Annotated in this window: 20 protein-coding genes, 8 tRNA genes and 1 rRNA gene; 3 read left to right on the top strand and 26 right to left on the bottom strand. The window is 39.9% G+C overall.

The annotated features are described in order from the left end of the window. Positions 1-66: 66 nt before the first annotated feature. From LGQ02_RS01080 to sigW, 10 genes are all read right to left on the bottom strand, one after another. Positions 67-1,353 (bottom strand): L-lactate MFS transporter, encoded by a 1,287-nt coding sequence (locus LGQ02_RS01080; RefSeq protein WP_226518179.1) that lies wholly within the window; start codon positions 1,351-1,353, stop codon positions 67-69. A gap of 303 nt (positions 1,354-1,656) precedes the next feature. Continuing rightward, positions 1,657-4,266, bottom strand: a complete 2,610-nt coding sequence (adhE, locus tag LGQ02_RS01075) for a bifunctional acetaldehyde-CoA/alcohol dehydrogenase (RefSeq protein ID WP_226516419.1) — start codon at positions 4,264-4,266, stop codon at positions 1,657-1,659. A 249-nt stretch (positions 4,267-4,515) separates the two neighbouring features. Beyond that, positions 4,516-4,743 carry a hypothetical protein gene (locus tag LGQ02_RS01070; RefSeq protein WP_226516418.1) on the bottom strand — a complete coding sequence of 76 codons (228 nt, stop codon included), beginning with the start codon at positions 4,741-4,743 and terminating at the stop codon, positions 4,516-4,518. A 561-nt stretch (positions 4,744-5,304) separates the two neighbouring features. Then, on the bottom strand, positions 5,305-7,107 hold the full coding sequence (gene glmS, locus LGQ02_RS01065) for a glutamine--fructose-6-phosphate transaminase (isomerizing) (protein ID WP_226516417.1): 1,803 nt from the start codon (positions 7,105-7,107) through the stop codon (positions 5,305-5,307). Between the two features lie 638 nt (positions 7,108-7,745). Next, positions 7,746-9,107, bottom strand: a complete 1,362-nt coding sequence (glmM, locus tag LGQ02_RS01060; RefSeq protein WP_226516416.1) for a phosphoglucosamine mutase — start codon at positions 9,105-9,107, stop codon at positions 7,746-7,748. Between the two features lie 55 nt (positions 9,108-9,162). Beyond that, positions 9,163-10,458 (bottom strand): CdaR family protein, encoded by a 1,296-nt coding sequence (locus LGQ02_RS01055; protein ID WP_226516415.1) that lies wholly within the window; start codon positions 10,456-10,458, stop codon positions 9,163-9,165. Further along, positions 10,451-11,269 carry a diadenylate cyclase CdaA gene (gene cdaA, locus LGQ02_RS01050; RefSeq protein WP_226516414.1) on the bottom strand — a complete coding sequence of 273 codons (819 nt, stop codon included), beginning with the start codon at positions 11,267-11,269 and terminating at the stop codon, positions 10,451-10,453. The genes LGQ02_RS01055 and cdaA overlap by 8 nt, the downstream gene beginning before the upstream one ends. A 282-nt stretch (positions 11,270-11,551) precedes the next feature. Beyond that, positions 11,552-11,854: a hypothetical protein gene (locus LGQ02_RS01045; protein WP_226516413.1), complete on the bottom strand. Its 303-nt coding sequence runs from the start codon at positions 11,852-11,854 to the stop codon at positions 11,552-11,554. 71 nt (positions 11,855-11,925) lie between these two features. Then, positions 11,926-12,582, bottom strand: a complete 657-nt coding sequence (locus LGQ02_RS01040) for a zf-HC2 domain-containing protein (RefSeq protein WP_226516412.1) — start codon at positions 12,580-12,582, stop codon at positions 11,926-11,928. 24 nt (positions 12,583-12,606) lie between these two features. Then, positions 12,607-13,170 carry an RNA polymerase sigma factor SigW gene (gene sigW, locus LGQ02_RS01035; protein ID WP_226516411.1) on the bottom strand — a complete coding sequence of 188 codons (564 nt, stop codon included), beginning with the start codon at positions 13,168-13,170 and terminating at the stop codon, positions 12,607-12,609. 181 nt (positions 13,171-13,351) lie between these two features. On the opposite strand from sigW, the gene LGQ02_RS01030 reads away from it, so the two are divergent. Next, a complete protein-coding gene (locus LGQ02_RS01030; RefSeq protein WP_226516410.1) occupies positions 13,352-13,537 on the top strand; it encodes an aspartyl-phosphate phosphatase Spo0E family protein in 186 nt (61 codons plus the stop codon). Positions 13,538-13,900: 363 nt separating this feature from the next. Here LGQ02_RS01030 and LGQ02_RS01025 read toward each other — a convergent pair. The 10 genes from LGQ02_RS01025 to LGQ02_RS00980 all read right to left on the bottom strand — a co-directional run bounded on the left by LGQ02_RS01025 (position 13,901) and on the right by LGQ02_RS00980 (position 15,970). Further along, positions 13,901-13,976: transfer RNA gene (locus tag LGQ02_RS01025), tRNA-Ala, on the bottom strand. A gap of 68 nt (positions 13,977-14,044) precedes the next feature. Continuing rightward, a tRNA-Lys gene (locus LGQ02_RS01020) sits at positions 14,045-14,120 on the bottom strand. A gap of 385 nt (positions 14,121-14,505) precedes the next feature. Beyond that, a tRNA-Gln gene (locus LGQ02_RS01015) sits at positions 14,506-14,580 on the bottom strand. 16 nt (positions 14,581-14,596) lie between these two features. Then, a tRNA-Thr gene (locus tag LGQ02_RS01010) sits at positions 14,597-14,672 on the bottom strand. Between the two features lie 8 nt (positions 14,673-14,680). Next, positions 14,681-14,756: transfer RNA gene (locus tag LGQ02_RS01005), tRNA-Val, on the bottom strand. Between the two features lie 437 nt (positions 14,757-15,193). Beyond that, positions 15,194-15,268: transfer RNA gene (locus tag LGQ02_RS01000), tRNA-Glu, on the bottom strand. 6 nt (positions 15,269-15,274) lie between these two features. Then, a tRNA-Thr gene (locus LGQ02_RS00995) sits at positions 15,275-15,350 on the bottom strand. A gap of 2 nt (positions 15,351-15,352) precedes the next feature. Then, positions 15,353-15,427 (bottom strand) — tRNA-Asn (locus LGQ02_RS00990). An 11-nt stretch (positions 15,428-15,438) separates the two neighbouring features. Beyond that, positions 15,439-15,555 (bottom strand): 5S ribosomal RNA (gene rrf / locus LGQ02_RS00985). A 172-nt stretch (positions 15,556-15,727) separates the two neighbouring features. Further along, positions 15,728-15,970 (bottom strand): hypothetical protein, encoded by a 243-nt coding sequence (locus tag LGQ02_RS00980; RefSeq protein WP_226516409.1) that lies wholly within the window; start codon positions 15,968-15,970, stop codon positions 15,728-15,730. 148 nt (positions 15,971-16,118) lie between these two features. On the opposite strand from LGQ02_RS00980, the gene pdaB reads away from it, so the two are divergent. Beyond that, complete coding sequence (gene pdaB / locus LGQ02_RS00975; RefSeq protein WP_226516408.1) at positions 16,119-16,877, top strand: polysaccharide deacetylase family sporulation protein PdaB; 759 nt, start codon at positions 16,119-16,121, stop codon at positions 16,875-16,877. 50 nt (positions 16,878-16,927) lie between these two features. On the opposite strand, the gene LGQ02_RS00970 is transcribed toward pdaB, so the two are convergent. After that, complete coding sequence (locus LGQ02_RS00970) at positions 16,928-17,560, bottom strand: KinB-signaling pathway activation protein (RefSeq protein ID WP_226516407.1); 633 nt, start codon at positions 17,558-17,560, stop codon at positions 16,928-16,930. A gap of 469 nt (positions 17,561-18,029) precedes the next feature. Between LGQ02_RS00970 and gerD the strand changes: the two genes are divergently transcribed. After that, positions 18,030-18,647, top strand: coding sequence for a spore germination lipoprotein GerD (gene gerD, locus LGQ02_RS00965; RefSeq protein WP_226516406.1), 618 nt, complete (start codon positions 18,030-18,032; stop codon positions 18,645-18,647). A 320-nt stretch (positions 18,648-18,967) separates the two neighbouring features. Here gerD and LGQ02_RS00960 read toward each other — a convergent pair whose 3' ends face one another. The 5 genes from LGQ02_RS00960 to LGQ02_RS00940 form a co-directional block, all read right to left on the bottom strand. Next, on the bottom strand, positions 18,968-20,020 hold the full coding sequence (locus LGQ02_RS00960) for an Mrp/NBP35 family ATP-binding protein (protein ID WP_226516405.1): 1,053 nt from the start codon (positions 20,018-20,020) through the stop codon (positions 18,968-18,970). A gap of 203 nt (positions 20,021-20,223) precedes the next feature. Next, on the bottom strand, positions 20,224-20,940 hold the full coding sequence (cwlD, locus tag LGQ02_RS00955; RefSeq protein WP_226516404.1) for an N-acetylmuramoyl-L-alanine amidase CwlD: 717 nt from the start codon (positions 20,938-20,940) through the stop codon (positions 20,224-20,226). 65 nt (positions 20,941-21,005) lie between these two features. Further along, a complete protein-coding gene (locus LGQ02_RS00950) occupies positions 21,006-21,443 on the bottom strand; it encodes a DUF2521 family protein (protein ID WP_226516403.1) in 438 nt (145 codons plus the stop codon). Positions 21,444-21,990: 547 nt separating this feature from the next. After that, on the bottom strand, positions 21,991-23,415 hold the full coding sequence (locus LGQ02_RS00945; protein ID WP_226516402.1) for an LVIVD repeat-containing protein: 1,425 nt from the start codon (positions 23,413-23,415) through the stop codon (positions 21,991-21,993). Between the two features lie 420 nt (positions 23,416-23,835). Beyond that, positions 23,836-24,612, bottom strand: coding sequence for a hypothetical protein (locus LGQ02_RS00940; protein ID WP_226516401.1), 777 nt, complete (start codon positions 24,610-24,612; stop codon positions 23,836-23,838). Positions 24,613-24,818 lie beyond the last annotated feature (206 nt).

Here is a 24,818-nt window from a genome sequence, read left to right as displayed (position 1 = left end):
CCCGAATCAAAAAAAAGCACGACCAACCGTATAAAACGATTGATGTGCTTTTTTTGGTGTACGTTCTTATTGAGCTACAGCATAACGTTTTTTTTCAGACGTCTGCTGTTGTTTTTTCAAACGGGCAATATCTACTCGAATGTACAACGACACAGCAAATGCAATGACAAAGAGGGCGACAAACAAATATAGAGTAGCTGTATAGCTGTTCGTCATCTCACGAATCCATGCCACTAGAAGCGGCCCGCTGAGTCCAGCTGCTGCCCAAGCAGTTAAAATGTAGCCATGGATTGCACCTAGCTGTTTTGTTCCAAACAAGTCTCCAATGTAGGCAGGGATTGAAGCAAATCCCCCTCCGTAGCAAGTTAAAATAATAAAGAGAAGGATTTGGAACATTAACACATTCGTTACGAGTGGCAGTGTCAAAAATGCAACGATTTGGATGCCAAAAAATAACGTATACACGTTAGGTCGGCCGATATAGTCTGATATCGAAGCCCATCCAATTCTGCCGACACCGTTAAAGACACCCATAACCCCGACCATTGTCGCAGCAGTTATCACAGACATACCGGTAATTTCCTGCCCCATCGGCGAGGCTACTGAAATGATCGCGATTCCACAGGTGACATTTATAAATAACATGGTCCATAGCGCCCAAAAACGTTTTGTTTTAACAGCTTCATTTGCTGTTAAGGAAGAGAGGTTTACTGGAAGTGCCTTTTTGAAAAGCCCCTTCTTCTCACTAACATTCTCAATATGATCAGCCATCCACCCTTTTGGAGGTGGTGCTAAATATTGCGACGAGCTAAACATAACAATAAAATAGATAGCCCCAAGAACGAAGAACGTATTGGCAAGTCCGACAGATTCAATGAGACGAGCCATGATTGGGCTACTGATCATCGCTGCAAAGCCAAATCCCATAATAGCAAGACCTGTTGCCATTCCTCTACGATCTGGAAACCACTTCACTAATGTCGATACTGGTGAAATATAGCCTACGCCAAGACCGATACCGCCAAACACTCCATAAAAAAGATATAAAAGCATAATAGACTCGGTCATCATCGCCAAGCCGGAACCTGCAATTCCCACACCGAAAAAAATAGAGGCTATGGTTCCAGATTTCCTAGGACCGTACTTCTCGACAAAGTGACCCATAAACGCTGCTGATAAACCTAAAAATAAGATTGCAATACTAAACGTTAAAGATACTTGCTGCATGCTCCAGCCAAATTGATTCATTAATGGCTGTGTAAAAACACTCCATGCATAAACTGAACCGATTGATATATGAATACCGACAGCTGATAATGCAATCAGCCAACGGTTTTTAATTTTTTTTTTCATCATCGTATACTCATTTCTTTTTGTGACGTTTCAATTTCACGTGTGAGCATTTGCTTCACGTGTTTGACTTTTCCTTTCGCAGGTGGTTTCACATATGAGTTAGCTTGTAGAGAAAGCCGAGAGCTTCCCATTGTTTCAAAACGATCATATCCTTTCCACCTTTCATTACTTTAAAGGTAGGCTCGGTTCAACAGAAGCCGAGCCTATTGTTTTATAGCACCACATCACTCTGTTAGACCGCTGTGGAGTTATGCGAAAATCTCGCAACCCTTCATATAAGAGAGCATGTGACACGTCACAACATTATGATTTGATCGCGCTTGTTCCCTTGTATGCCTTTCGATAAATCTCAGCAAGCTCTGTAACGAGCGGCATTTTTGGGTTTGCCGGTGTACATTGATCTTCAAAGGCAAGGTCAGCGAGCTCGTCAACCTTCGCTTCAAAAGCTTTCTTATCAATTCCGCACGCAGCAATGCTTGTCGGCATATTCATGTTTTCTGCTAGGGAGATGATCGCTTTAATGAGACTTTGTACACCTTCTTCTGTCGTTTCTGCCCGTAACCCAATTGCCTTTGCAATTTCTGCGTACTTTTTGTCCGCTTGGAAATACTCATATTTTGGAAATGCTGCAAATTTTGTTGGACGCTCGGCATTATATTGAATAACATGAGGCAGGAGAATCGTGTTAGACCTTCCATGTGCAATATGGAATTCCGCCCCTAGCTTATGTGCCAAACTATGGTTGATACCTAGGAATGCGTTAGCAAAGGCCATACCTGCAATCGTCGAGGCGTTATGAACCTTCTCTCTTGCTAACTCATCGCTTCCATTGTGGTACGCTGTTGGCAAGTACTCAAAAATCAGCTGAATTGCTTTAATTGCAAGGCCATCTGTGTAGTCATTGGCCATGTTGGAAACATACGCCTCAATCGCATGCGTTAGCACATCCATTCCGGTATCTGCTGTTACATCCTTTGGTACCGTCATGACAAACTGTGGATCGACAATTGCTACATCAGGGGTTAGTTCATAGTCAGCTAACGGATATTTCGTGTTCGTTTGTTTATCCGTTATGACCGAGAACGACGTCACCTCAGAACCGGTACCGGAAGTCGTTGGAATCGCGACAAATTGAGCTTTCTCTCCTAGTTTCGGATACTTAAATACGCGTTTACGAATGTCTAAAAACTTTTGTTTCATGCCTTTAAAATCAGCATCCGGATGTTCATAGAAGAGCCACATCCCTTTCGCTGCATCCATTGCTGACCCTCCGCCAAGTGTAATAATACAATCAGGTTGAAACTTCCTCATTCTCTCAGCGCCCTTCATGACCGTTTCAATCGAAGGATCTGGCTCGACATCTGAGAAAATTTCAGCGTGAACATAGTCCGCGCGTTTCCTTAAATAGTATAAGACCTTATCAACATAGCCCAAGTTAACCATGTGAGGGTCAGTTACAATAAAGACTTTTGAGATATTTGGCATTTTTGATAAATACTGAGTAGAATACTTTTCAAAGTATACTTTTGGTGGAACTTTAAACCACTGCATATTCACATTCCTTCTCGCAATTCGTTTTATATTTAAAAGGTGGACCGCACTGACGTTTGAGGAGACAGAGTTTTTCCCATATGATCCGCAGCCGAGAGTCAGAGACGGCAGATACGCATTATAAATGTCGCCAATTGCACCTTGAGATGAAGGAGCATTTGTAATGATTCTTCCGGCTTTCATTCTCATCCCGAACGCTTGAATCATGGCTTCACTTTCTGAATGAATCACCGCTGAGTGTCCAAGGCCTCCGAACTCTAGCATTTGCTCTGCACGCTCAAGCCCTTCCTCTGAGCTATTCACTTGATACATGGCCAATACCGGACTCAACTTTTCTCTTGAAAGGGGATGATCTGGACCAACGGCCGTTAATTCTGCAATTAAAATCTTCGTATTTGCAGGAACATTAACACCTGCTTTTTTCGCAATTTCATAGGCTGGAAGACCAACAATCTCTCCATTAACAGCACATGCTTCTTCATTTATGACTAGCTTTTCAACCTTGCGCTTTTCTGTCTCAGTTAAAACATGACAACCATTGTACAGCATTTCCTGTTTTACAGGTTCATAAATCTCCTTATCGACGATGACGGCTTGCTCAGAAGCACAAATCATTCCGTTATCAAAGGTTTTCGATAAGATTAAGTCGTTCACAGCGCGTTTAACACTTGCTGTTTTTTCAATATAACAAGGAACATTCCCAGGTCCAACGCCTAATGCTGGCTTTCCTGTGCTGTAAGCTGATTTCACCATCCCAGCTCCGCCGGTTGCTAGTACGAGTGCGACACCTGTATGATTCATCAGCTCCTGTGTTGCTTTAATGGACGGAACTTCAATCCATTGGATACAATGTTCAGGTGCGCCTGCTTCAATCGCTGCCTCACGAAGTGTTTTTGCCGCTTCACTGCTTGATTTTTGTGCGGAGGGATGAAAAGCGAAAATAATTGGGTTTCGTGTCTTAATGGCAACTAAAGCCTTAAACATCGTTGTTGACGTTGGGTTTGTGACCGGTGTTACACCTGCTACAACACCTACTGGTTCGGCAATGTGAATGACACCTTCTTGCTCATGCTCCTCGACAATTCCGACTGTTTTATCATATTTAATGTTGTTGTACACGTACTCGGTCGCGAATAGATTTTTAATGATCTTGTCTTCGTAAACGCCACGTTTTGTTTCCTCGACCGCCATTTTAGCAAGTGGCATATGTTGTTCGAGTCCCGCTAATGCCATCTTCTTGACGATTCTGTCTACCTGTTCCTGATCGTACGTCAAAAATTCCGTTAATGCCTTTTGACCATTGTTCACTAATTCATCAATGACTGTTTCAACACTTTGCTGCTTTTTTTCAGCTGTTGCCATTTTGATTCCTCCTTGATTAAATCCTCGTTTCATTTTTTAGAAAAACATATGTGGATGGGCATTAGGTAATTAAATATAAGTACTTTAGTTTTTTGTGAAATATTGAGCATGATGTAACAAAAAAATAGTTATTCACACACTTTATTTCTTGGAATCTTTGTAATCGAAGCCTCACTGTACAATTTGGTGTTTTGTTTTAATGAACAGTCTATTATTTTGTGAATTATTGATCAAACTATGTCACAAAAATTACTCACATACTGGATTTCTTGGAATCTTTGTAATCGAAATATCACTATACAATTTGGCGTTCTGTTTAATAATACAAACATGATTTACCGTCCAAATATATGATGGAGTGTTACAATTTTCTTCAAACATCATGGCTTCAAATTCATCATTAACGAGCGTTTCAAACATCTCTTTGGAATATGTCTCCGTATCGGTTGTAAATTCTCTCCATTCGCACAAGATCATTTGTCTCAACTCCTTTTCTCTTCTTGAGTACATCGTATCACAAATCTCTTTGTGAAATATTGAACAATCAATGACAGTTTATCATTCAATTCGAAATTATAGATTCCCTTCCTCCGTAATATTACGAAATTTTATTTTTAAAATTCCTCTAGTAAAAGCTTGCTGAAAACAAGTCATTAACAAACATTCATAGATTTGTAGTTTATTAGTGCAGCTGTGTATTGGATTATAGTAGGAAACTTCGCTGGCGGGTTGTATTTTTATTCATTTTAAGATCTCTCGCATTCGCTTTTTCTCGTTTTTATTCATGAATTGAGTCCTACAAAAATGAGTCTGACTCAGCTGACCCGGACTCAAATATGTAGGACTCAATCCCCGAGAAAACATGAATTACTGAGCGAAAAATAAAGGTCAGACAACTACCATTGTAAATATCAACTTTTTAAAACAAAAAGGCTATACATCCCCATATACAACCATTAAATAAATATAAATTCACCTCATAGATCCCCTATTTATCACAAAAACGCCGAGAGGACAATTCCTCTCGGCGTTACTAGCTTATTCTACTGTAACTGATTTTGCTAAGTTACGTGGCTTATCGACGTCGCAGTCACGGTGTAGTGCTGCGTAGTAAGAGATAATTTGAAGTGGAATCACGCTCACAAGTGGAGTAAGGTATTCGTGTACTCGTGGGATGACAAGTGCATCATCTTCCTCTTCGAAACCTTCCATACTGATCATGCAAGGTGATGCACCACGTGCAACAACTTCTTTCATGTTTCCACGAATGCTTAAGTTTACGTGCTCTTGCGTTGCAAGGCCAACCACTGGTGTTCCTTCTTCAATTAATGCAATTGTTCCGTGCTTTAATTCTCCGCCTGCAAAGCCTTCTGCTTGAATGTAAGAGATCTCTTTCAGCTTCAATGCTCCTTCTAAACAAACGAAGTAGTCAACAGCACGGCCGATGAAGAAACAGCTGCGAGTAACACTCAAGTATTCACGAGCGATGACTTCAAGAGCTTCTTTTTGGTCTGTTAATGTTTCCATTGCATTTGCAACGATCGCAAGTTCTTGAAGTGGATCAAAGTCCATTTCAACCCCTGCTGCTTTTGCCGTATCAACAGCTAAGATCGCTAAAACAGCCATTTGTGCTGTGTAAGCTTTCGTTGATGCAACGGCAATTTCTGGACCTGCATACGTGTGTAACGTGTAATCTGCTTCACGAGAAAGCGTAGAGCCAGGTACGTTTGTAATCGTTAATGCTTTATGACCTTGTTTTTTCACGTTGACTAACACACCACGAAGGTCTGCTGTTTCTCCACTTTGGGAGATGAAAATAAAGAGTGGTTTTTCGCTAATTAAAGGCATGTTGTACAAGAATTCACTTGCGATATGCGTTTCAACCGGCTTTTTCGCAATCTTTTCGATCAGCTGTTTTCCAACAAGTCCCGCGTGGTAACTCGTTCCAGCTGCAATAATATAAATACGGTCAGCATCGTTCATCGCTTGGCGAATATCTTCGTCAAGCTTAATACGATCATCTTCGTCTTGGTATTTCGTAATGATATTACGCATAACAAAAGGCTGCTCATCAATTTCTTTAAGCATGAAGTGAGGGTACGTACCTTTTTCGATATCACTTGCATCAAGTTCCGCTGTGTAAGGATCGCGAGACATAACTGTACCGTCTAATGTTTTAATTGTTGCACTTTCACGTGTTACAACAACAATTTCTTCGTCCATTAACTCAACGAATTCATTTGTCACTTGTAGCATCGCCATCGCGTCACTTGCAACAACATTGACGCCGTCACTTAAGCCAACAAGTAATGGACTTTTGTTTTTCCCAACATAGATTGTTTCAGGGTCTTCCTTATCCAACAGAGCAGTCGCGTATGATCCCTTCAATAGACTTAATGTTTTACGGAATGCTTCTTCTGTCGTCATTCCTTCATTTGCAAAACGGTCAATCAGCTGTACGATAATTTCTGTATCTGTATCACTGACTAAGTCAACATCTTGAAGGTACTCACGGCTTAACTGATTGTAGTTCTCAATCACTCCGTTGTGTACGATTGTAAAGCGATTCGTTTCGCTCTGATGAGGGTGAGCATTCACTTGGCTTGGTGCTCCGTGGGTCGCCCAACGCGTATGACCGATTCCGATAAAACCTTCTTCATTCGTGTCAACTACTTCACGAAGGCTTGCAATTCGGCCTTTTTCTTTATAAACGTGAACACCTTTATCATTTGCAATCGCAACCCCTGCTGAGTCGTATCCTCTATATTCAAGCTTCTCAAGACCTTTTAGTAAAATCTCCTTAGCATCCTCTGTTCCTACGTATCCAACAATACCACACATAAAACATTTCCTCCCTCATGTGGGACAAGAAATGCCAGGGGCACTCTTGCCCCACTCTTTATATTCGTTATCATTTATCTTTTAATCATTAGAATTCAAGTATTCCATGAAAAACCAATGTTGAATCTCTTCCCCATAAGGTTTGAATACTTGTGACTCATCATTACGATTCCTTTTGTTCAGAAAGTCGCCTTTCTGTTTTAGGGCATCGTTTTCGGTTGTGATGAGTAAGCAACCGGGAGGCATCCGCCGAACCTTCGATAAACCTCCTCCTCGTCAACTATTCAACCTTTACCGTTCGCTGAATAGTCCAGGCGCTTTTAAAAATGGAAAAAATAGTTGTCCGTTCCTCCTTCCTTATTTTGAATCTCATACATCATACTACACGGCTTGGAGCATGGTCAATCAAAATTTTTGGACATAATCTTGCCCTTATAGACTTGCTTTTTTCCCTCTTTTTCACCTCCTTTAAACGACATTTTTTTTAGTCCAATGGTTGCTAATCAAAGTGGTATGAAACCATGTTAATAGGAGATGACATCCTTCATTAAGTCTATGACGTATTTCTTTAAACATTTCTTAGATAATATAAAATATGCATGGATAACATCGAAAGTGCTATCCATGCGCGTTTTCTACTATTCTAAAGAACCTAATTCCCTTTTCACAACATCAACAATTTTTTGCACGTATTTATCACAAAGCTCTTCAGACGGCGCTTCTGCCATCACACGTACTAGTGGCTCTGTACCTGATGGACGTACAAGAATACGGCCTTCACCTTGCATTTCTGCTTCTACTGCGTTGATTTCATCTGTAATGACACTATTGTTGTGAAGTGCATGCTTATCTGCAACTCGTACGTTCACAAGTTTTTGCGGGTATTTCTTCATTTCAGATGCAAGTTCAGATAATGGCTTACCTGTTGCTTTCACAATTTGGCAAAGCTGAAGTGCTGATAACAGTCCATCACCTGTCGTTGTATAGTCTAAGAAAATAATGTGACCAGACTGCTCTCCACCAAGGTTGAAGCTGCCATTACGCATTTCTTCCATCACGTAACGGTCACCTACTGCTGTTTGCTTCGTCTCAACACCGATTTCCTCTAACGCCTTATAGAACCCTAAGTTACTCATTACTGTTGATACAGCCGTATTATTGTTTAATCGACCTTGTTCTTTCATATACTTCGCACAAATGAACATGATTTGGTCGCCATCAACGATCTTACCATTTTCATCGACTGCAATTAAACGATCTGCATCGCCATCAAACGCGAGACCAATGTCAGCCCCTTTTTCTTTCACAAGTTCAACAAGTGGGTCAGGATGTGTTGATCCAACGCCATCATTGATATTTACACCATTTGGCGAGCTACCAATCGTTGAAATTTGCTCTGCTTCTAAGTCAGCGAATAGATGTGTCGCAAGTGGAGAAGCAGCTCCATGCGCACAATCAATTGCAATGTTTAAACCAGAGAAATCTTCTGTGATTGTCTGTTTTAAAAACTGAAGGTACTTCTGACCACCCTCAAAGTAATCATTCACTTGACCAACTTCACCACCAACTGGCCGTGGTAAGTCATCTTCCATGTCGTTTTCTTGCTGTAAAAGCTTCTCAATTTCTTCCTCTTGACTATCTAACAGTTTAAACCCGTCAGATCCAAAAAACTTAATCCCATTGTCTTCAACCGGATTATGAGATGCTGAAATCATGACACCTGCATCTGCGCTTAATGCCTTTGTTAAATATGCCACTCCAGGTGTAGAAATAACGCCTAAACGCATCACTTCCGCACCGATTGATAACAATCCAGCAACTAGTGCCCCTTCAAGCATATGTCCTGAAACTCTTGTATCTCTTCCGATTAGGATCTTTGGTTTTTCTGTTTCTTTTGTTAGTACATAGCCACCGAATCTACCAAGCTTAAAAGCTAGTTCAGGTGTTAGCTCTTTATTGGCTACCCCTCTCACACCATCTGTTCCAAAAAACTTTCCCATTAGAATCTCTCCTTAAGGTTTTTATCTATATTCGAATGGTAGGTAAATTCATCTTTTAAGATGTATTTTCATCTTCTTCGCCGTCCGAATCAGATACTTGTGAGTTTTCAGAGCCTCTTTCGTAAACAATGAAATTCACATCTGTCCGGCCTTTTTCCACTCGGATGTTTTGAGGCCCTCGATATTCGATCGGTAATTCATGCTCCCCATCTTCTAACTCTTCAGCATTGACGAAAACTTGAATATCATCTCTTTCAAGGCGGTCTAAAACATTTGGACTCCCCATTACAACAATGTCAATCAACCCTTCTGAAGGGGATAAGAACGTATAATTCTGCCCTTCAGATAAGCCGATAATTTCTATCTCTACATCAGAAAATTCATATGTTTCTTCTTCCGTTGTTTCTACTTCAATGATTACTGTCTCGGGTTCAACCCGTTCAACGCCATCTGGTACAGGGACATCAACCTCAAACGTTGTATCACCTGTAATTTCGCCCAAATCAACAGATATCCCATCAATAAAGGAAATATCATTAATCACATCAACAGGGCCATAAATTGTTACCGTATCTGGGTTTGCCGTAATCGAATCAATCGCTAACCCTTCATTTACTTCTCCTTCACGTTCGATGTTCACAGGAACTTCCTTGTTCGGGCTTGTGATCGGTACTGTTACTTCCACAGCAGGTGGATCAGTATTAACCGGGATTTCATTGCCATTCTGGTCAAGAACGATCACAGCCCCGTTCTCTTGAAACGGACTATTTCTTCCTGATACATCGACAGACGTACGCACTGAGGCAATTTGTTCTATAATCCCCTGTGCAGCAGTTACATCAACTGCTGAAGGATTAACCGTTGGGGTCCCTATCGTATACCCTTCTTCGAGCTCTCCTTGATTTTCTAAATCAATTTGAACAGGGAATGAGACCGTTTGTTTTTCCTGCATCGTTACCCGCACAGTCATCGGCACGATTGAGACCGATAAATCTTGAGGAAAACCGTCGTGCCTGACTCGTTCATAATGGTCACCAGCTTCCTTATCCCTTAAATCAACGAATACTTCGTATTGAGGTCTGGCAAGCTGTGAAACCGTCAAAATATTTTGTGGTCCCCTGAGCGTTACTTGAACCGTTTCTGGGGCATCAGTGACAACATAACGATCTTCATCATATAAAATCGTTAGTGGTACGTCTTCTAATACTTTTGAGCCATCTGTAATCCCAGGAATTTCACCTGGCTGGGTGTTCACATTACGGTTATCCATATTCACCATTAAAAAGAGCATGACAGCAATTAATACGGACACCGCTTTAATGACCCACGGGTTACTAAACCATTTATCCATTCTTTTTCCCTCCCCATTGCCAGCGTGAAGAGGAATTGTTTGATTCTTTCTTTATCAATTCTTTTTCAAGTAAGGTACGAAGGTTCTCCTCATCTATATTTCGATGAAGTTCCCCGTTTTTTGTCATTGAAATGCCACCCGTTTCTTCAGAGACGGCTAACGTAATCGCGTCTGTTACTTCACTTACGCCAAGCGCAGCCCGGTGCCTTGTCCCTAATTCTTTTGATATAAACGGGTTTTCAGACAATGGTAAGTAGCAGCCTGCTGCCTCAATCTGATTTTGCTTAATAATGACCGCTCCATCGTGCAAAGGTGTATTCGGTATAAAAACATTAATTAATAACTCCGACGTTAATTTCGCATTCATCGGAATTCCTGTCTCTACATAATCGTTCATACCTGTCTCACGTTCAATCGATATAAGGGCACCAATTCGACGTTTCCCCATATAGTTTGCTGCTTTCACAATATGATCAATCGATTGCTTAACTTCCTCTTCTTCGGCTGTTTGCCCAGAAGAGAATAGCCTACCACGACCGAGTTGCTCTAGCGCACGGCGAAGTTCAGGCTGGAAAATGATAATAATTGCAAGTAAACCGTATGTAACAGCATTCCCCATAATCCACTGCAACGTGTTTAAACCGAGATAGCCACTTAAAAACCATACAGCTAAAATAACGATGATCCCCTTAATTAACTGGACTGCCCTCGTCCCGCGGATCACCATGATTAACTTATATATAACAAATGCCACTAGTGATATATCTATGGCAATAACTAATAATCTCAATAAGGAAATGTCCTCAAACATGGCATGTCCTCCATCATAGTGTTAGCTTTCTATACCCACATTTGTGGTAACTTTATCATTATATCATAAATTTGTGAAATATTAATTCTTCAAATTTCACTAAATTTTAGTCGGTTGAAAATTCATCTAACCTTCGTACACCACTTTCACGAATAGTTTTTCAGAATTACGAATAAGTCATTCCTCTCCCCTTGTTTGCAGCCTCGTTTTTTTGTATGGTGCACATATTATACGTATTTATCATAACAACCTTATTTCGTTTTCGAGCTTTCATTATTTTCGTCACAGACGAACTGTTTGAGTCGGGTTCTCATAAAATTTATTCGTAATCATATCAAAGTTGACTGTATTTACATATAAGTTGATCATATTCTCTCCATGATTGACTGCATTTACATATAAGTTGGTCGTATTCTCTCCAAAGTTGACTGTATTTACATATAAGTTGGTCGTATTCTCTCCAAAGTTGACTGTATTTACATATAAGTTGATCGTATTCTCTCCAAAGTTGACTGTATTTACATATAAGTTGATCGTATTCTCTCCATGATTGACTGCATTTACATATAAGTTGCTCGCATTCACCCAAAAGTTGAGCCCCCCGTCAAAATTAACGTAAAAAAACTGCCTCGTTTTACCGAGACAGATTCATGTTTTTAATCATCTTTTTCCGAGTCATCTTCTTCATCTTCTCCACCAATAAAGCTAACAACTTCTGAGAAAAATGATTTTGTTTGGTACCATAACCAGTCAAAGATTTGGTTAATTTCTTTGATTTCACCAGCAACTTGGCCAGCAGAGGCCATGTATCGTTCACCATTTATGATGGTGATATCCCCCAATACTGCACCGTTTATTTCAATGTCTCCATTTCGAATAACAATATTTCCGGTAATTGTCTCACCCTCTGGGATGACGACAACTCCACGATCTTCATCAACGATGAAATGGCCGTCCCCAGTGACGCTAATCTCTTTGGATCCATCCTGCCATATAGAAGAAAGACTTACGATAAATACAAGGAAAAACACTGCCGCTGTCATGATCATCGGATGTTTTCTTATCCATGTTTTCCATTTGTCGGACTTAGATTGCTTCGGCAGCTGGTTCATGACACCCTCAGTGAAGTTAGATGGTGCCTCGATATGTGAAGCACTCTGAATAATCGCGATTGTTTTGCGCATTTCTCGCATATCTCGCTCGCACTCACTACAATTAACTATATGATTTTCAAACTGCTTTTTTTCAAGCAGGGTCATCTCTTCATCTAAATATTTATGAATGAGTTCTAATTTGTCTTTTTTACAAGCCATCACCATCGCTCCTTCCCTGCCGACTTATGAATCTCGCAGCCTTTTTCTTAATGCTTCTCTGCCCCGATGTATCCTCGTTTTTACTGTCGCAACAGGTAGATTAAGAATTTCACTAATTTCTTTCAAAGAAAGGTCCTCCATATATTTTAGGATGATAGCTGATCGATATTTCGGTGGTAACATCATTACTTCTTGCTGAATCCATTCTTGCATCTCATGTTGTACAACTTGATCTTCTGGTAATTGTTCATCTGTTGAAATTTGTGAGTAATATGTAAGATCCTCGGTACCGGCCACCTGATCTTCTAAATGGAAATCAGGTTTTTTCTTTCGTATTCGATCAATTGCTAAATTTGTAGCTATGCGAAAGATCCAAGTCGAGAACTTACGATTAATATCATAAGACTCAATATTTGTATAGGCCCTCAGGAAAGCTTCTTGAGCGATATCTTGCGCTTCATGCGAATTCCCGAGTAATCGGTATGCTACTTGGTATACTTTATCTTTATATAACTCAACTAGCTCGGCAAACGCCTGTTGATTGCCCTTCTTCACTTCAATTATAATCTTTTTTACGACTAAATCCATTGTATTACCTCCGCTCTTTCGCGGTTATCTCCATTTACGAAAACAACCCGTAAAAGGTTTCAAACAATCTTATTTTACCATTGTTTGTAAAAAATGAAATCATATTGTAAAAATGTTTTATATTTTCTCAATACGGGTACAATGAAAATAACAAACGAATAAACTTTAAAGGAGGCTGCTCATGGGATTTTCCCAATGTGAAAAGGAATTGTTAAAAGAGATTGAGTATGCGCGAAATCAAATGCACCTTTTATCAAACTCCAAGCAGCGAACTTCAAGAGAAGTAGTAGAGATCAGCACTTATCTAGACACACTACTCAACAAATACCAGCAAATCAACGTACAACAATATAAAAAAGCGCAGTAGTTAAAAGAAAAAAAGAAGGAAGCCAAATTCGAGTGATTTGGCTTCCTTCTTTTTTTATTTTTATTCAGTTAAAAATATGAATGTAGCGGCTTTAAGTTAGGGGTTAATGCACCTGAGGCAAAACTTGTCACTATTCGGTTGTCTGACCTTGTTATTTTAAGCGATTTTGTTTGTATGCTCGTTTATTGAACCCTACAGAATTGAAGCGGCTTCAGTCGAACCTGCTTCGATTTTGTAGGGTTCAAATCATGAATATTATAGAGTATACATGCATAATAAATTGTATATTCTTTTACTACAAAACCAATTATAAAGTACAAAAAAACTCGGGTATATACTTACCCAAGTGGTTGTTTATAGTCATGGTGGAGCCTAGCGGGATCGAACCGCTGACCTCCTGCGTGCAAAGCAGGCGCTCTCCCATCTGAGCTAAGGCCCCGAAGTCTAGCAAATGTAATTCAATGACCTGTTTTAAGTTTATTGTTTCACCATACGTTTAAAAGAAAATGGTGAGCCATGAAGGACTCGAACCTTCGACCCTCTGATTAAAAGTCAGATGCTCTACCAACTGAGCTAATGGCTCGTAGCTTATTCAATGATGCGATTTCATGAAGCTTACGGACGATGTTATGCTTTGTGGTCGTACCTGTTTCTTCCTCTGCTAGCTTGTCCTTCGATGCTTGATGCGTCGAAACAACTCGTAGCTTATTCGTGATGTTAACGCTCGTAACTGAGCTAATGGCTCTCTTTGTTTAAATAACCTGCGAATCTCTTCGTCAGATTCACTCACTCGCTTCCTCACGTATTGAGATACGCTCTGGTACTCGTTCCCTTTCTTCCTCGACCTTCTTGCTTCTTTAAAAAAAGCCTAAATAATCAAGGTCCAGCTACCTTATAAGGATACGATGTTATGCTTCGTGGTCTTACCTGTTTCTTTTTATTTGCAAAAATGCTTTTAAAAAAGAGAATGGCAGGGCTAGCAGGATTCGAACCTGCGAATCACGGAATCAAAATCCGATGCCTTACCGCTTGGCTATAGCCCTATGTAATTTGATAAAATGGTGCTGGCCAGAGGACTTGAACCCCCAACCTACTGATTACAAGTCAGTTGCTCTACCAATTGAGCTAGGCCAGCTTATTATATGGTGGAGGATGGCGGGCTCGAACCACCGACCCCTTGCTTGTAAGGCAAGTGCTCTCCCAACTGAGCTAATCCTCCCTATTTGTTTGAAATAAGCAGCGAATCTCTTTGTCAGATGCGCTCACTCACATCCTCACGTATGTGATATACGCTCCAGTGCTCGTTCCCTTTCTTCCTCGACCTTCTTGTTACTTCCTCTTCTAGCTTTCCAACGAAGCACATGCGTCGTAACAGCTCGAAGCAATTCAGTGAAGCATTTACTCGTTGCTTCTTTCAAACAAAACGATCTGCATAAGGGGCGGTGAATTTCTTCGTCAAATGCACTCGTTCGCGTCCTCATGTATCTTCAATACACTCCGGAGCTCACTCCCTTTTTTCCTTGAACTTCTTGTTTCTCTCAAACAAGATATTCTGCATAAGGGACGGCGAATCTCTTTGTCAGATGCGCTCACTCACAGCTTCTACGCTTACTAATGTGAATCAAATTCATTCAAGATGAAGACAAAAAATAAAAATGGTGACCCGTAGGGGATTCGAACCCCTGTTACCGCCGTGAAAGGGCGGTGTCTTAACCACTTGACCAACGGGCCTTATATTGGAGCTTCCTAGCGGGCTTGAACCGCTGACCTCATCCTTACCATGGATGCGCTCTACCAGCTGAGCTAAGGAAGCAATGGCTCCACAGGCAGGACTCGAACCTGCGACCGATCGGTTAACAGCCGATTGCTCTACCACTGAGCTACTGTGGAATAATATCTATGCCCAGCAACGTCCTACTCTCACAGGGGGAGAGCCCCCAACTACCATCGGCGCTGGAGAGCTTAACTTCCGTGTTCGGCATGGGAACGGGTGTGACCTCTCCGCTATCGTCACTGGACATATGTTGCTCCCCGACTCGCTCGGAGAAGCTTTCTTTGAGACATTTGATATATTACTATTTTTTTTCACGCATTGCAAGTAGTTCCGCTAAAAAAATGAAAAGTTTTTTTAGCTGGCTAAAAGGCCTTTATATCTGCTCATTGAGAGAACACCACACTAATTAATCGTGGTCAATTTAGCTCTTTTTTATTCTTTCCAGTATATTGTTTTTGGCGAACATACTTTAAATATTCTTTCGGTGAAGTAAAACGTTTATACAGTTGAAAAATAAGTTGATACCTTTCTTCCATTGCACGCTTTACTATGCCATCAATGCGCGAGTCAGTTAAGTCTAACAACAATTCCTCTAACTCGCGTTTTAATAAATACTCGACTTCTTGTGATTCTTTCCCGTTTAACATAAGACCAAACATATAGACACCTCCGACAAACTAAAAGCTTCCTTTTTCAAAAAATGTAAGAAGCTGCTAAAAAGATTATTTTCTTTTTTAACTAATTTTATTCATAATTGCCTGTCCACCGAATATAGATGAATTAAAGAATGGACAAGGGGGAAAAATAATGAATTTCATTTGGGTTTGGAACGCGAAAACGTTGAAGCGATATATGATTATAGCGATTGCCGCCTTTTTCACAGCGGGGATTTTTTATGTAGAAAGATCTCAGATCCCTGTTTTTTCAACAGATGATAAAGCTGTTGCCATCTATAAAGTGGAAGCAGAAGATAAAGAAACTTCCCTCACATTTAATGTTAGCTGGGGCGAAGAACGGACAATTCCAATATTAGATACATTAAAAGAACATGAAGTAACTGCAACTTTCTTTGTATCTGCAGCTTGGGCCGAGCGCCACCCTGAAGTTGTAGAACGCATGGCAGAAGATGGGCACGAAATTGGTAGTCACGGGTACCGTCATGAACATTACACTCGTTGGGAAGAAGACCAAATTAAAAAAGATATTCAAACTGCTCATCGTATCGTCCAAGAAATTACGAATGAAGCACCGAAATTTTTACGACCGCCAAATGGGTCATTTGATCAGCGTGTCTTGAATGTCGCGGAAAACTTAAATTATGACGTCATTCATTGGAGTATCGATACTCAAGATTGGACAAATCCTGGAGTTGATAACATCGTCGATACCGTCGTCTCTAATATTTCAAACGGAGATATTGTCTTGTTCCATGCTTCAGATTCAGCAAAGCAAACAAATGAAGCATTGCCAACAATTCTTGATGCTCTAAAAGGAAAAGGCTATGAATTCCCAACCATTTCAGAGCTCATTTCTGGATCTGAAATATCAACAGAAGAAGTACGGTAAACAAAAAACCATAAAATCCCAGGTGCCTGGCGCCTGGGATTTTATGGTTTTTATCCTTTTTGTTTCTTTTTGGATGTCTCTGTTTTCTTTTGTTGCTCGACTGGTTCGTGCAGACGATGTAGCACAAGAATTTGCCATGTATTCGCGACTAATAAAGGGACAACCGCATTAAGTAAGAACGTAAAATCATTTTCTCTTAATGCCGGGAACCACTCAATTGATGTAACAACAACCATAAAAAAAACTGTCGGCACAAACGCCGTATAATTTGTATCTTTACTTTTCAAATAAGCAACAATCAAGGCATAAATGAGTAATAATGTTGGCAAAATTGCATATCCTGCCATCGATTCTCCAGGCTCAGCAAATGCCATATGACGGAAGAACATCAAATCAAACAATGCAAATGCAATAATAATGACTTGAACCCTCGTCCAAAGTCTTTGTGATTTAAAGATACCAAGACCAAAACGATGAATCGTTAAGTATGCAAAGAAACCCATTTGAGCAATGACTGTCCATATCCCGGCCGTGATCCCGATCATCAAGATACCACCGAAACTAAAGTTCATTAAATCATTTATATGTGTTTGCCAGTCTAGAATAAATCCCATAAGAAATCCGGCCGTTGTTCCTATAAGTAACGTTGTATAAAATAAAAAGACTACTTTTTGTGATTTCACAACATTTCCTCCTGTACATTTTCAGTCCAACGTTTATTGTATCAAAATTCCTTTTCCCTTCGCTACTCTAATTTTTAACCGACACATCCTGTTCACAAGTGAATAAAACAAAAGCATCCTAAGCATATTATTAGAAAAGCGTAAGACGCCCACCTATCGGCGACACTCTTTACCTGCGACGAGTAACCGCTGGAGCACCGAGTAAATCATCATCGGTAAAGCTTCGAGATGCACCGAGCACGGGCTCTTCGATATAAAGACGAGTTGTGAAGAGCAAACGTAGTAGCGCAGGAATACCAAAAACGTGTCTCTTCCTCTCACAGTAGCGCTTCAAAGATCTGTCCGTTCAGACAACTCGGAGTATGCTTGTGTTGCAGACGCTATCTGTTAGTTTAGACAACTACCAAGAGATAGAATTTTTATAAATTCTTGTCTTTTAAAAAAGAGTACTTGAAAGGAGCTTCGTCTTGTGAAGCCTAACAATTTTGCACTTAAACTATTGCTTATTTTTTTAGCGATCATCATATTTACAAGCTGCGCAGCCGCTGAAGAACAAAACGCTCAGCCTGATTATGAAAGTACAAAAAAAATGATGGTTGATATGTTAAAAACCGATGAAGCTAAAGATTCCATTAAAGAAGTCCTCCAAGATGATGAAGTTCGCCAAGAGCTTGTCATGGAAGAGGATTACGTCAAAGAAACGATTCAAACGACCCTCACTTCAGAAGCGGGAAAAGAATATTGGCAAGAAGTCATGCAGGACCCTGATTTTGCCAATGCATTTGCGGAAAGCATGCAACAAGAAAATGAAAAAATGATGAAAAACTTAATGAAAGACCCCGAATATCAAGGAATGATGATGTCAGTACTGAAAGACCCAGAAATGGAAGAGAAGTACTTAGAGCTCATGCAAAGCAAGGAGTATCGTCAACAAGTTATGACTGTCATGGCAGAAGCCTTTGAAAGCCCGTTTTTCGTTGCAAAAATTAATGAAATCTTAGCGAATGTCGCCGAAGAACAAATGCAAAAACAAGATAAAGGTGACGAAGAAGGTGAGGAAGAAGAAAAAGACGAAGACGAGGAATAATCCTCGAGCTTCGTCTTTTTTTATGCGGATATTCTCTTGGAAAAAATAAAGGTAAATCCAGCTAATCGTGTTTTGGTGTCAACGAGGGTTGTCTGACCTTGATAAAATTCGCTTTTTCGTTGTTTTTCTCAATTTCTGAGTCCTAAAAAATTGAGTCCGGGTCAGCTGAGTCAGACTCAATCATGTAGGACTCAATTGATGAATAAAGCAAAGAATAAACGAATATAACAAGGCCTCATTTGTATAAAAATTCACCGCCCCCACTCTCCTAATGCAAACAAAAAACCCGGCTTCAAGTAGCCGGGTTTTCCAACAATCATTTATTTTTCTGTTTGAGAAATCACTTTGTCTGCAATTTCCATATATTTTTCACCGATTTGGTGGTCTGTATCGTATACAGAAGGCGCGAAGTTTTCTTCGTCAATTTCTGGTTGGCCTAATGGGATGTTTGCTAGCACTTCACTGTTAAGTTCTTTCGCTAGCTTTTCACCGCCGCCTTTACCGAAGACATACTCTTTCTCGCCTGTTACTTTACTTTCGAAGTAAGCCATGTTCTCGACAATACCAAGAATTTCATGTTCTGTCTTTAATGCCATTGCTCCCGCTCTTGCTGCAACAAATGCTGCTGTGGCATGTGGCGTTGTTACGATAATTTCCTTCGACTGTGGAAGCATTGAGTGAATATCTAATGCGACGTCACCTGTTCCTGGCGGTAAGTCAAGAATTAAGTAATCAAGATCATCCCACTCCACTTCACTGAAGAAGTTGTTTAGCATTTTACCAAGCATTGGTCCACGCCAAATAATTGGTGAGTTATCCTCTACAAAGAAGCCCATGGAAATGACTTGTACATCAAAACGAGTTACTGGATAAATCTTTTGTCCAACAACTTTCGGACGCTCTTCAATACCCATCATGTCAGGAACACTAAACCCGTAAATGTCAGCATCAATAATTCCAACCTTTTTCCCTTTACGCGCAAGAGATACTGCTAAGTTAACGGAAACCGTTGATTTACCAACTCCACCTTTACCACTTGTAACTGCGATAAATGTCGTTTTGTCTGTACGGTCTAATAATGAACCGCCTTCTTCTTCTCCTGCTGTTCCACCATGTTTTTGCAGTTCTTCATCAGACATTTTTTCAAAACGGAGTCCTACTGATTCTGCACCGGCACTTTTCACTGCAGTAACCACTTCTTGTTGTAATTGCATTTGCTCTGCCGTTCCTGGCTGAGCAATCGCTAATTTTAAACTAACCATATTATCTTTAATTTTCAATTCAGTAACTGAATTAAGATCAACGAGACTTTTCTTTAATACGGGCTCGTGAACATCTTTCAATGCATTTAGCACTTGTTGTTCTGTTAACATCGTAACACCGCCTTTAATAGGATAAATATGTATTCGAATACGTTTATAGTGACAGTATAACACACCTTTTCCACCATCGTGATGATATAAATCACATCTGTCATAAAACCATCAAAAATGACTTAATACGTCAAAAATTCGTCAAAATAATAATAGAAATTACACCAGGAATAAGACGTCCTGGTGTAATGTAGCTCTGCTTTTTAATTCCCGCTTGGCAGTGGGTCATCACTGTAATAACGCAAAAGCCCTTCATATATCGATGCTGCAACTTGTTCTTGGTATTCTTTTGTTGTTAATAATTCAGCTTCGCTAGGGTTTGATAAAAATCCAACTTCAACTAGTGCACCAGGAATACTCGCTTGTTGAATTAAATATACACTGTTGATTGGCTTTGCTTCACGTGTTGTATTATCAAGGTTTCTACGAATTTCATTTTGGATTTGCTTTGCCATCATTTCATTTCCTTCGATGGATCGATTATAAAATGTTTGTGCCCCTCGCCATTTCGGAGACGGTATGGCATTTAAATGTATACTTACAAAAGCATCCGCATCAGATTCATTTATTAAGCTGACCCGCTTCCTTAAGTCCTCTACTTTTCGTGAGCGGATTTTTTTTGTACTTTCAGCAGCTAAATCATGATCCCCTTCACGCGTCATTAAGACTAAAGCGCCTGCTTCCTGCAAATAATCACGTAAAATAAAACTAATTTGAAGCGTAATATCTTTTTCTAAATCACCAGCTTTTGATGACGCCCCACCGTCGATACCACCATGGCCAGGGTCCACGACAATCACCTTCCCCGATAATGGCAAATGCCAGCCGGTCGAGTCCTCACTCGAAAATTGATACTGAATGAAAATTAATAGTGCCCCAAGGCAAATTAGTCCAATGACATACTTCCACGCTTTCTTCATCTCCCTCGTCCCTCCTTGTCCCTTTTAAATATATATTGGGACGAGGACGTATTTATGAATGCAATTTAATGGAGACGAAGCCGGTGACGTTTTTCTCCTTCTTTAAATCCCGTAGTCCACCATTTATCTAAAAATGCTGTGCACTTTTCTTTAACTTTATCTGATTCGTTGTCGTCGAGATGAAACCATGCTTGAAACTGACTAACACACTGCTGGATATACGCGTCTAACTCATCTTGGCAACGTACTTTCACTTTTTTAGGGGGATCACCATAGTAACCAAACCGACTGAATTCAGACCCTAATAAATACGCATCAATGCCAATATCTAGGCAAAAATCCGTTAAATATAATTTTCCCACTGACTCACCAAATTGTTGTGAAAAAAACGTTTGAAACACATCTGTTTTCATCGTTTGAATTGACAATGAACGCAAAATGCTCCGTTCAAATTTCCATTGTTTTTTCCTTCTTTTTTCTCCTAAAGATGTAATCACATTCATGGTTGTTCGCCTCAACTTTATAATTTCTCTTTAGAGGTAATTTCATGTCTCCTCTTTCATCTTTAGTTTCCTTTCCTAGCTAAAATTCATAAGGACAAAAACTTCCCAATCATAGAGGATCCAACCATGGAACAGCTGGCAGATGTTGTTTCAAATTAAAAAGGTGCCAAATGTATCTTTGGCACCATACTTTTACTTAACGATCAATTCGTAAGCAAAGACACAATGCTCCTAAACAGATTAATTTGCAACAACATTTCTTATGACGTCTTCTACTATCACAACAGTGGCGTCGTTGTCTATTTTTTCTTCTGTAGTCACAACGCAATTGAATATCATCCTGACATTGACAGCCTTTAACCTGATTTACACTCATTATCTTCCCTCCTTTCCATACTGCTAGTACATCTTATTAAGGGGGAAGTTTTTTTGACTAAACCACTGTATTTAGATTAAAAAAAATTACCATTTTAACCAAGTCATCCACATTCATTTGTTTACCAAAAAGACGCCCTGTACCACAGAGCGTCTACTGAACATTTTCTATTTAATTTTTTAAAGGTTGATTTCCATTACCGTTCCCTTGATTTCCATTGTTCTTCAATAATACTTTTAAACCTTGCCCCATGTCAGACGCTAACACGTAATTTCTGTCGACAAACACGCCCCATACATTTGATTGGTCTGGTGTATAACGGCCAATTTCTACAGGATTACTCGGGTCCGTAATGTCTACTGAGATCACGCCACCAGAGTAATATGATAAGTACAACGTATTCCCTCGTACTTTCGGGTCATGTACTGTGTTTGCAAACGTAAAACCTCTAAAGTCATACGTTAAATCAGTCGTAAATTCACTTAATAATACAGGGTTTGTCTTATCTCGTATATCAAAAATTCTTGTATAACCGTATGCATCTTCATAACCTTCACCGTGCGGGTTCGCAACTTCACGTGTTTCAATTAATACAGTACCTCCACGTGCAAGAGCGGCAGAGTGTGCTGCCCCTTTTTGATCATCTGCATATTCTGTTCTACCAAGGTACTCAGCGTTTTCTGGATCACGAATATCAAAGATGACCGTTCCTAGATCCCACATTGACACATACGCATAATGACCATTGTTGTCTGTAATGACACTATGGTTAAAAACAGGTCTTGTGTGGCCGTCCGGAGCATGCCAATGATACCCGTTAAAGTCGTCTGCTACTTCAGGTAAGTCACGCGGGTCAAATTCCCAAAGTAATTCAGGGTTAGCAGGGTCGCTTACATCAACAATTTGGAAATCCTTCTGCTCACCATCTGTAAAATAATCAGCATAAGGATTAGAAAGCAGCATAAGCGCACGATTTCCTTGCATTGTTAAGTACAATTCATGCGTTCCTCTAATATCTCGGTCTAACTCATAAAACCCTAAACGCTGTGGATAATAGGGGTCAGTAACATCATATAATAACGCCCCACCAATACTATCCGGGCGATCTGCATTATTGCGTGATGTCTGCTGTAAACTTACGACAGCGAGATCCCCTTTAAAGTCTGCCGTGTTGACACTTTTTACAATGACTTTTTCTTGCCATGTATGAGGGATATCATGTGCGATTTGCGCAATTTCTACTGGATTTTCCGGATCCTTCAAATCAAAGATTCTCACTCCACCATTGGCGCCATTCGCTGTATGTGTACCAAGGTACGCAAACCCTTTATGCGCATATACATCTGCCGTATTGTTTTGTACGCCATCAACTTCACTAATTTGTACTGCAGCAGCTTCATGTAAAAACTTTAAATTCTTTTCTCCACTTTCTTCTGGTTCCCCTAACATTTCAAGTGCATCATGATCAAAAGGCAGTGCTTCTGTTTTTTGCCCTCCCTCAAATGCATCATGAGCAAGTCCTGTTGGAATCACCGCTGGAAAAACTAGTGCGCCAGCTAACATAGACGATAAAATGACTTTGTTTCGTTTTTTCAAATACAACGCCTCCTAAAGAGTAATAGTTCCTAACTTCTTAGGACAAAGTATATAAAACGCGAAAATATTTCGCTACACGAAGTTTTCTTCTATTTTCGAATAATTTCACGCTTTTGTCAGTCCATTGTCATACATGACTGAAACCGAATGTCGAAACGTGATGAATCCCTTAATTGATAACGTCAATGGCATATAAAAATGCGATGTTCCACCTATCATTTCAGTATTAGTGATCATCTTGTTTTGTCCATATACAAAACCGAAACTTTTCCACTATAAAAACAGTGTCTATATCCCTAACCTCAAAAAAGAAAAACTGTCCCAAAAGTTTGAGACAGCTTACACATCATTAATTGCCTATCATATTTTTAATTAACTTTTTACATATTCTTCTGAATGATTCTTGGATTCTTTAAACATTTAACTTGGATTTCGAAGAACTCTTTCATCCTCTTTTTGCTCTTTTTTCTTATACAGTTTCAACTTCGCTACATTTTCTTTTAATGATCGGTCGTAGTCAAAGTTCTTCATCGATTTCGCTTGCTCTTTTATTACTTCTTCCGTTTCAAGAAGTTGTAAATAAAAGACTTGCTCTGCACTCGTCATTTTATCCCAATGCCCTTCTTCTTTCATTGCACCCTTCCATGTACGAATACGTTCGATATTTTCTGCTAGTACCTTCGTCATTTGTTCTTGCAACGTTTCTAATTTCGCTGCCGTTTCCACAGTAAAAACCCAGTCCTCTTCTGTCAGAGCTCTCCGCTTCCCTTTTAACTCTTGTAAATGAGCCCAAAAATTCTCGTATGTTTTCTTGTATGTAAGCTGATAAGATAATAAAGACTTAATTAATTCATAGCCATCATGAAGCTTATCACTCGATTTTTTATCCATGAGTTTTAACGGAGTACGGAAAAAATCTAAGTCAACTGCAGCCCTCATACGAGACTCTTCTTGAATCTTTTCCATTAACCGATAAAACTGATACAAGCGCTGATGAGCCTTTTTCGCATCTAAAGCAACTTCCTCTTTATCGGAAAAAATCGCCGTCCCTGTTGGTTGCCTCATTTTTAAAAAATCCACTAAAAAATATCTTCTTCCATTTATTTCGTATGAATAAGGATAGACGGTGACTTTCTCCATCCAGAACTTATGCCGTTTTGCTTTTTTCTTTACTTGAGATAGGAGACGATTAAACATATTTCTCAGTCCTTACCTTTGAATAACTTTACTTTCACTTTATTTTACCATATCGTCGAGTAACTCTAGGTTAAAGAACTCCATAGACGATGTTTATGGGCGAATTCGACTATTTCTCACGTGCAATAACCACCTCCTCACTTCCGAGGGAGATAGAAACGTGATTGGGGTCAGGAAAACCCACTCTCACCCCATTACGAAAACGT

This window comes from Bacillus shivajii (genome assembly GCF_020519665.1).
GTDB classification, from domain to species: Bacteria; Bacillota; Bacilli; order Bacillales; family Salisediminibacteriaceae; genus Bacillus_CA; species Bacillus_CA shivajii.
Note: the sequence above shows the minus strand (reverse complement) of the source record. Positions and strands in the feature narration are given on the sequence as shown.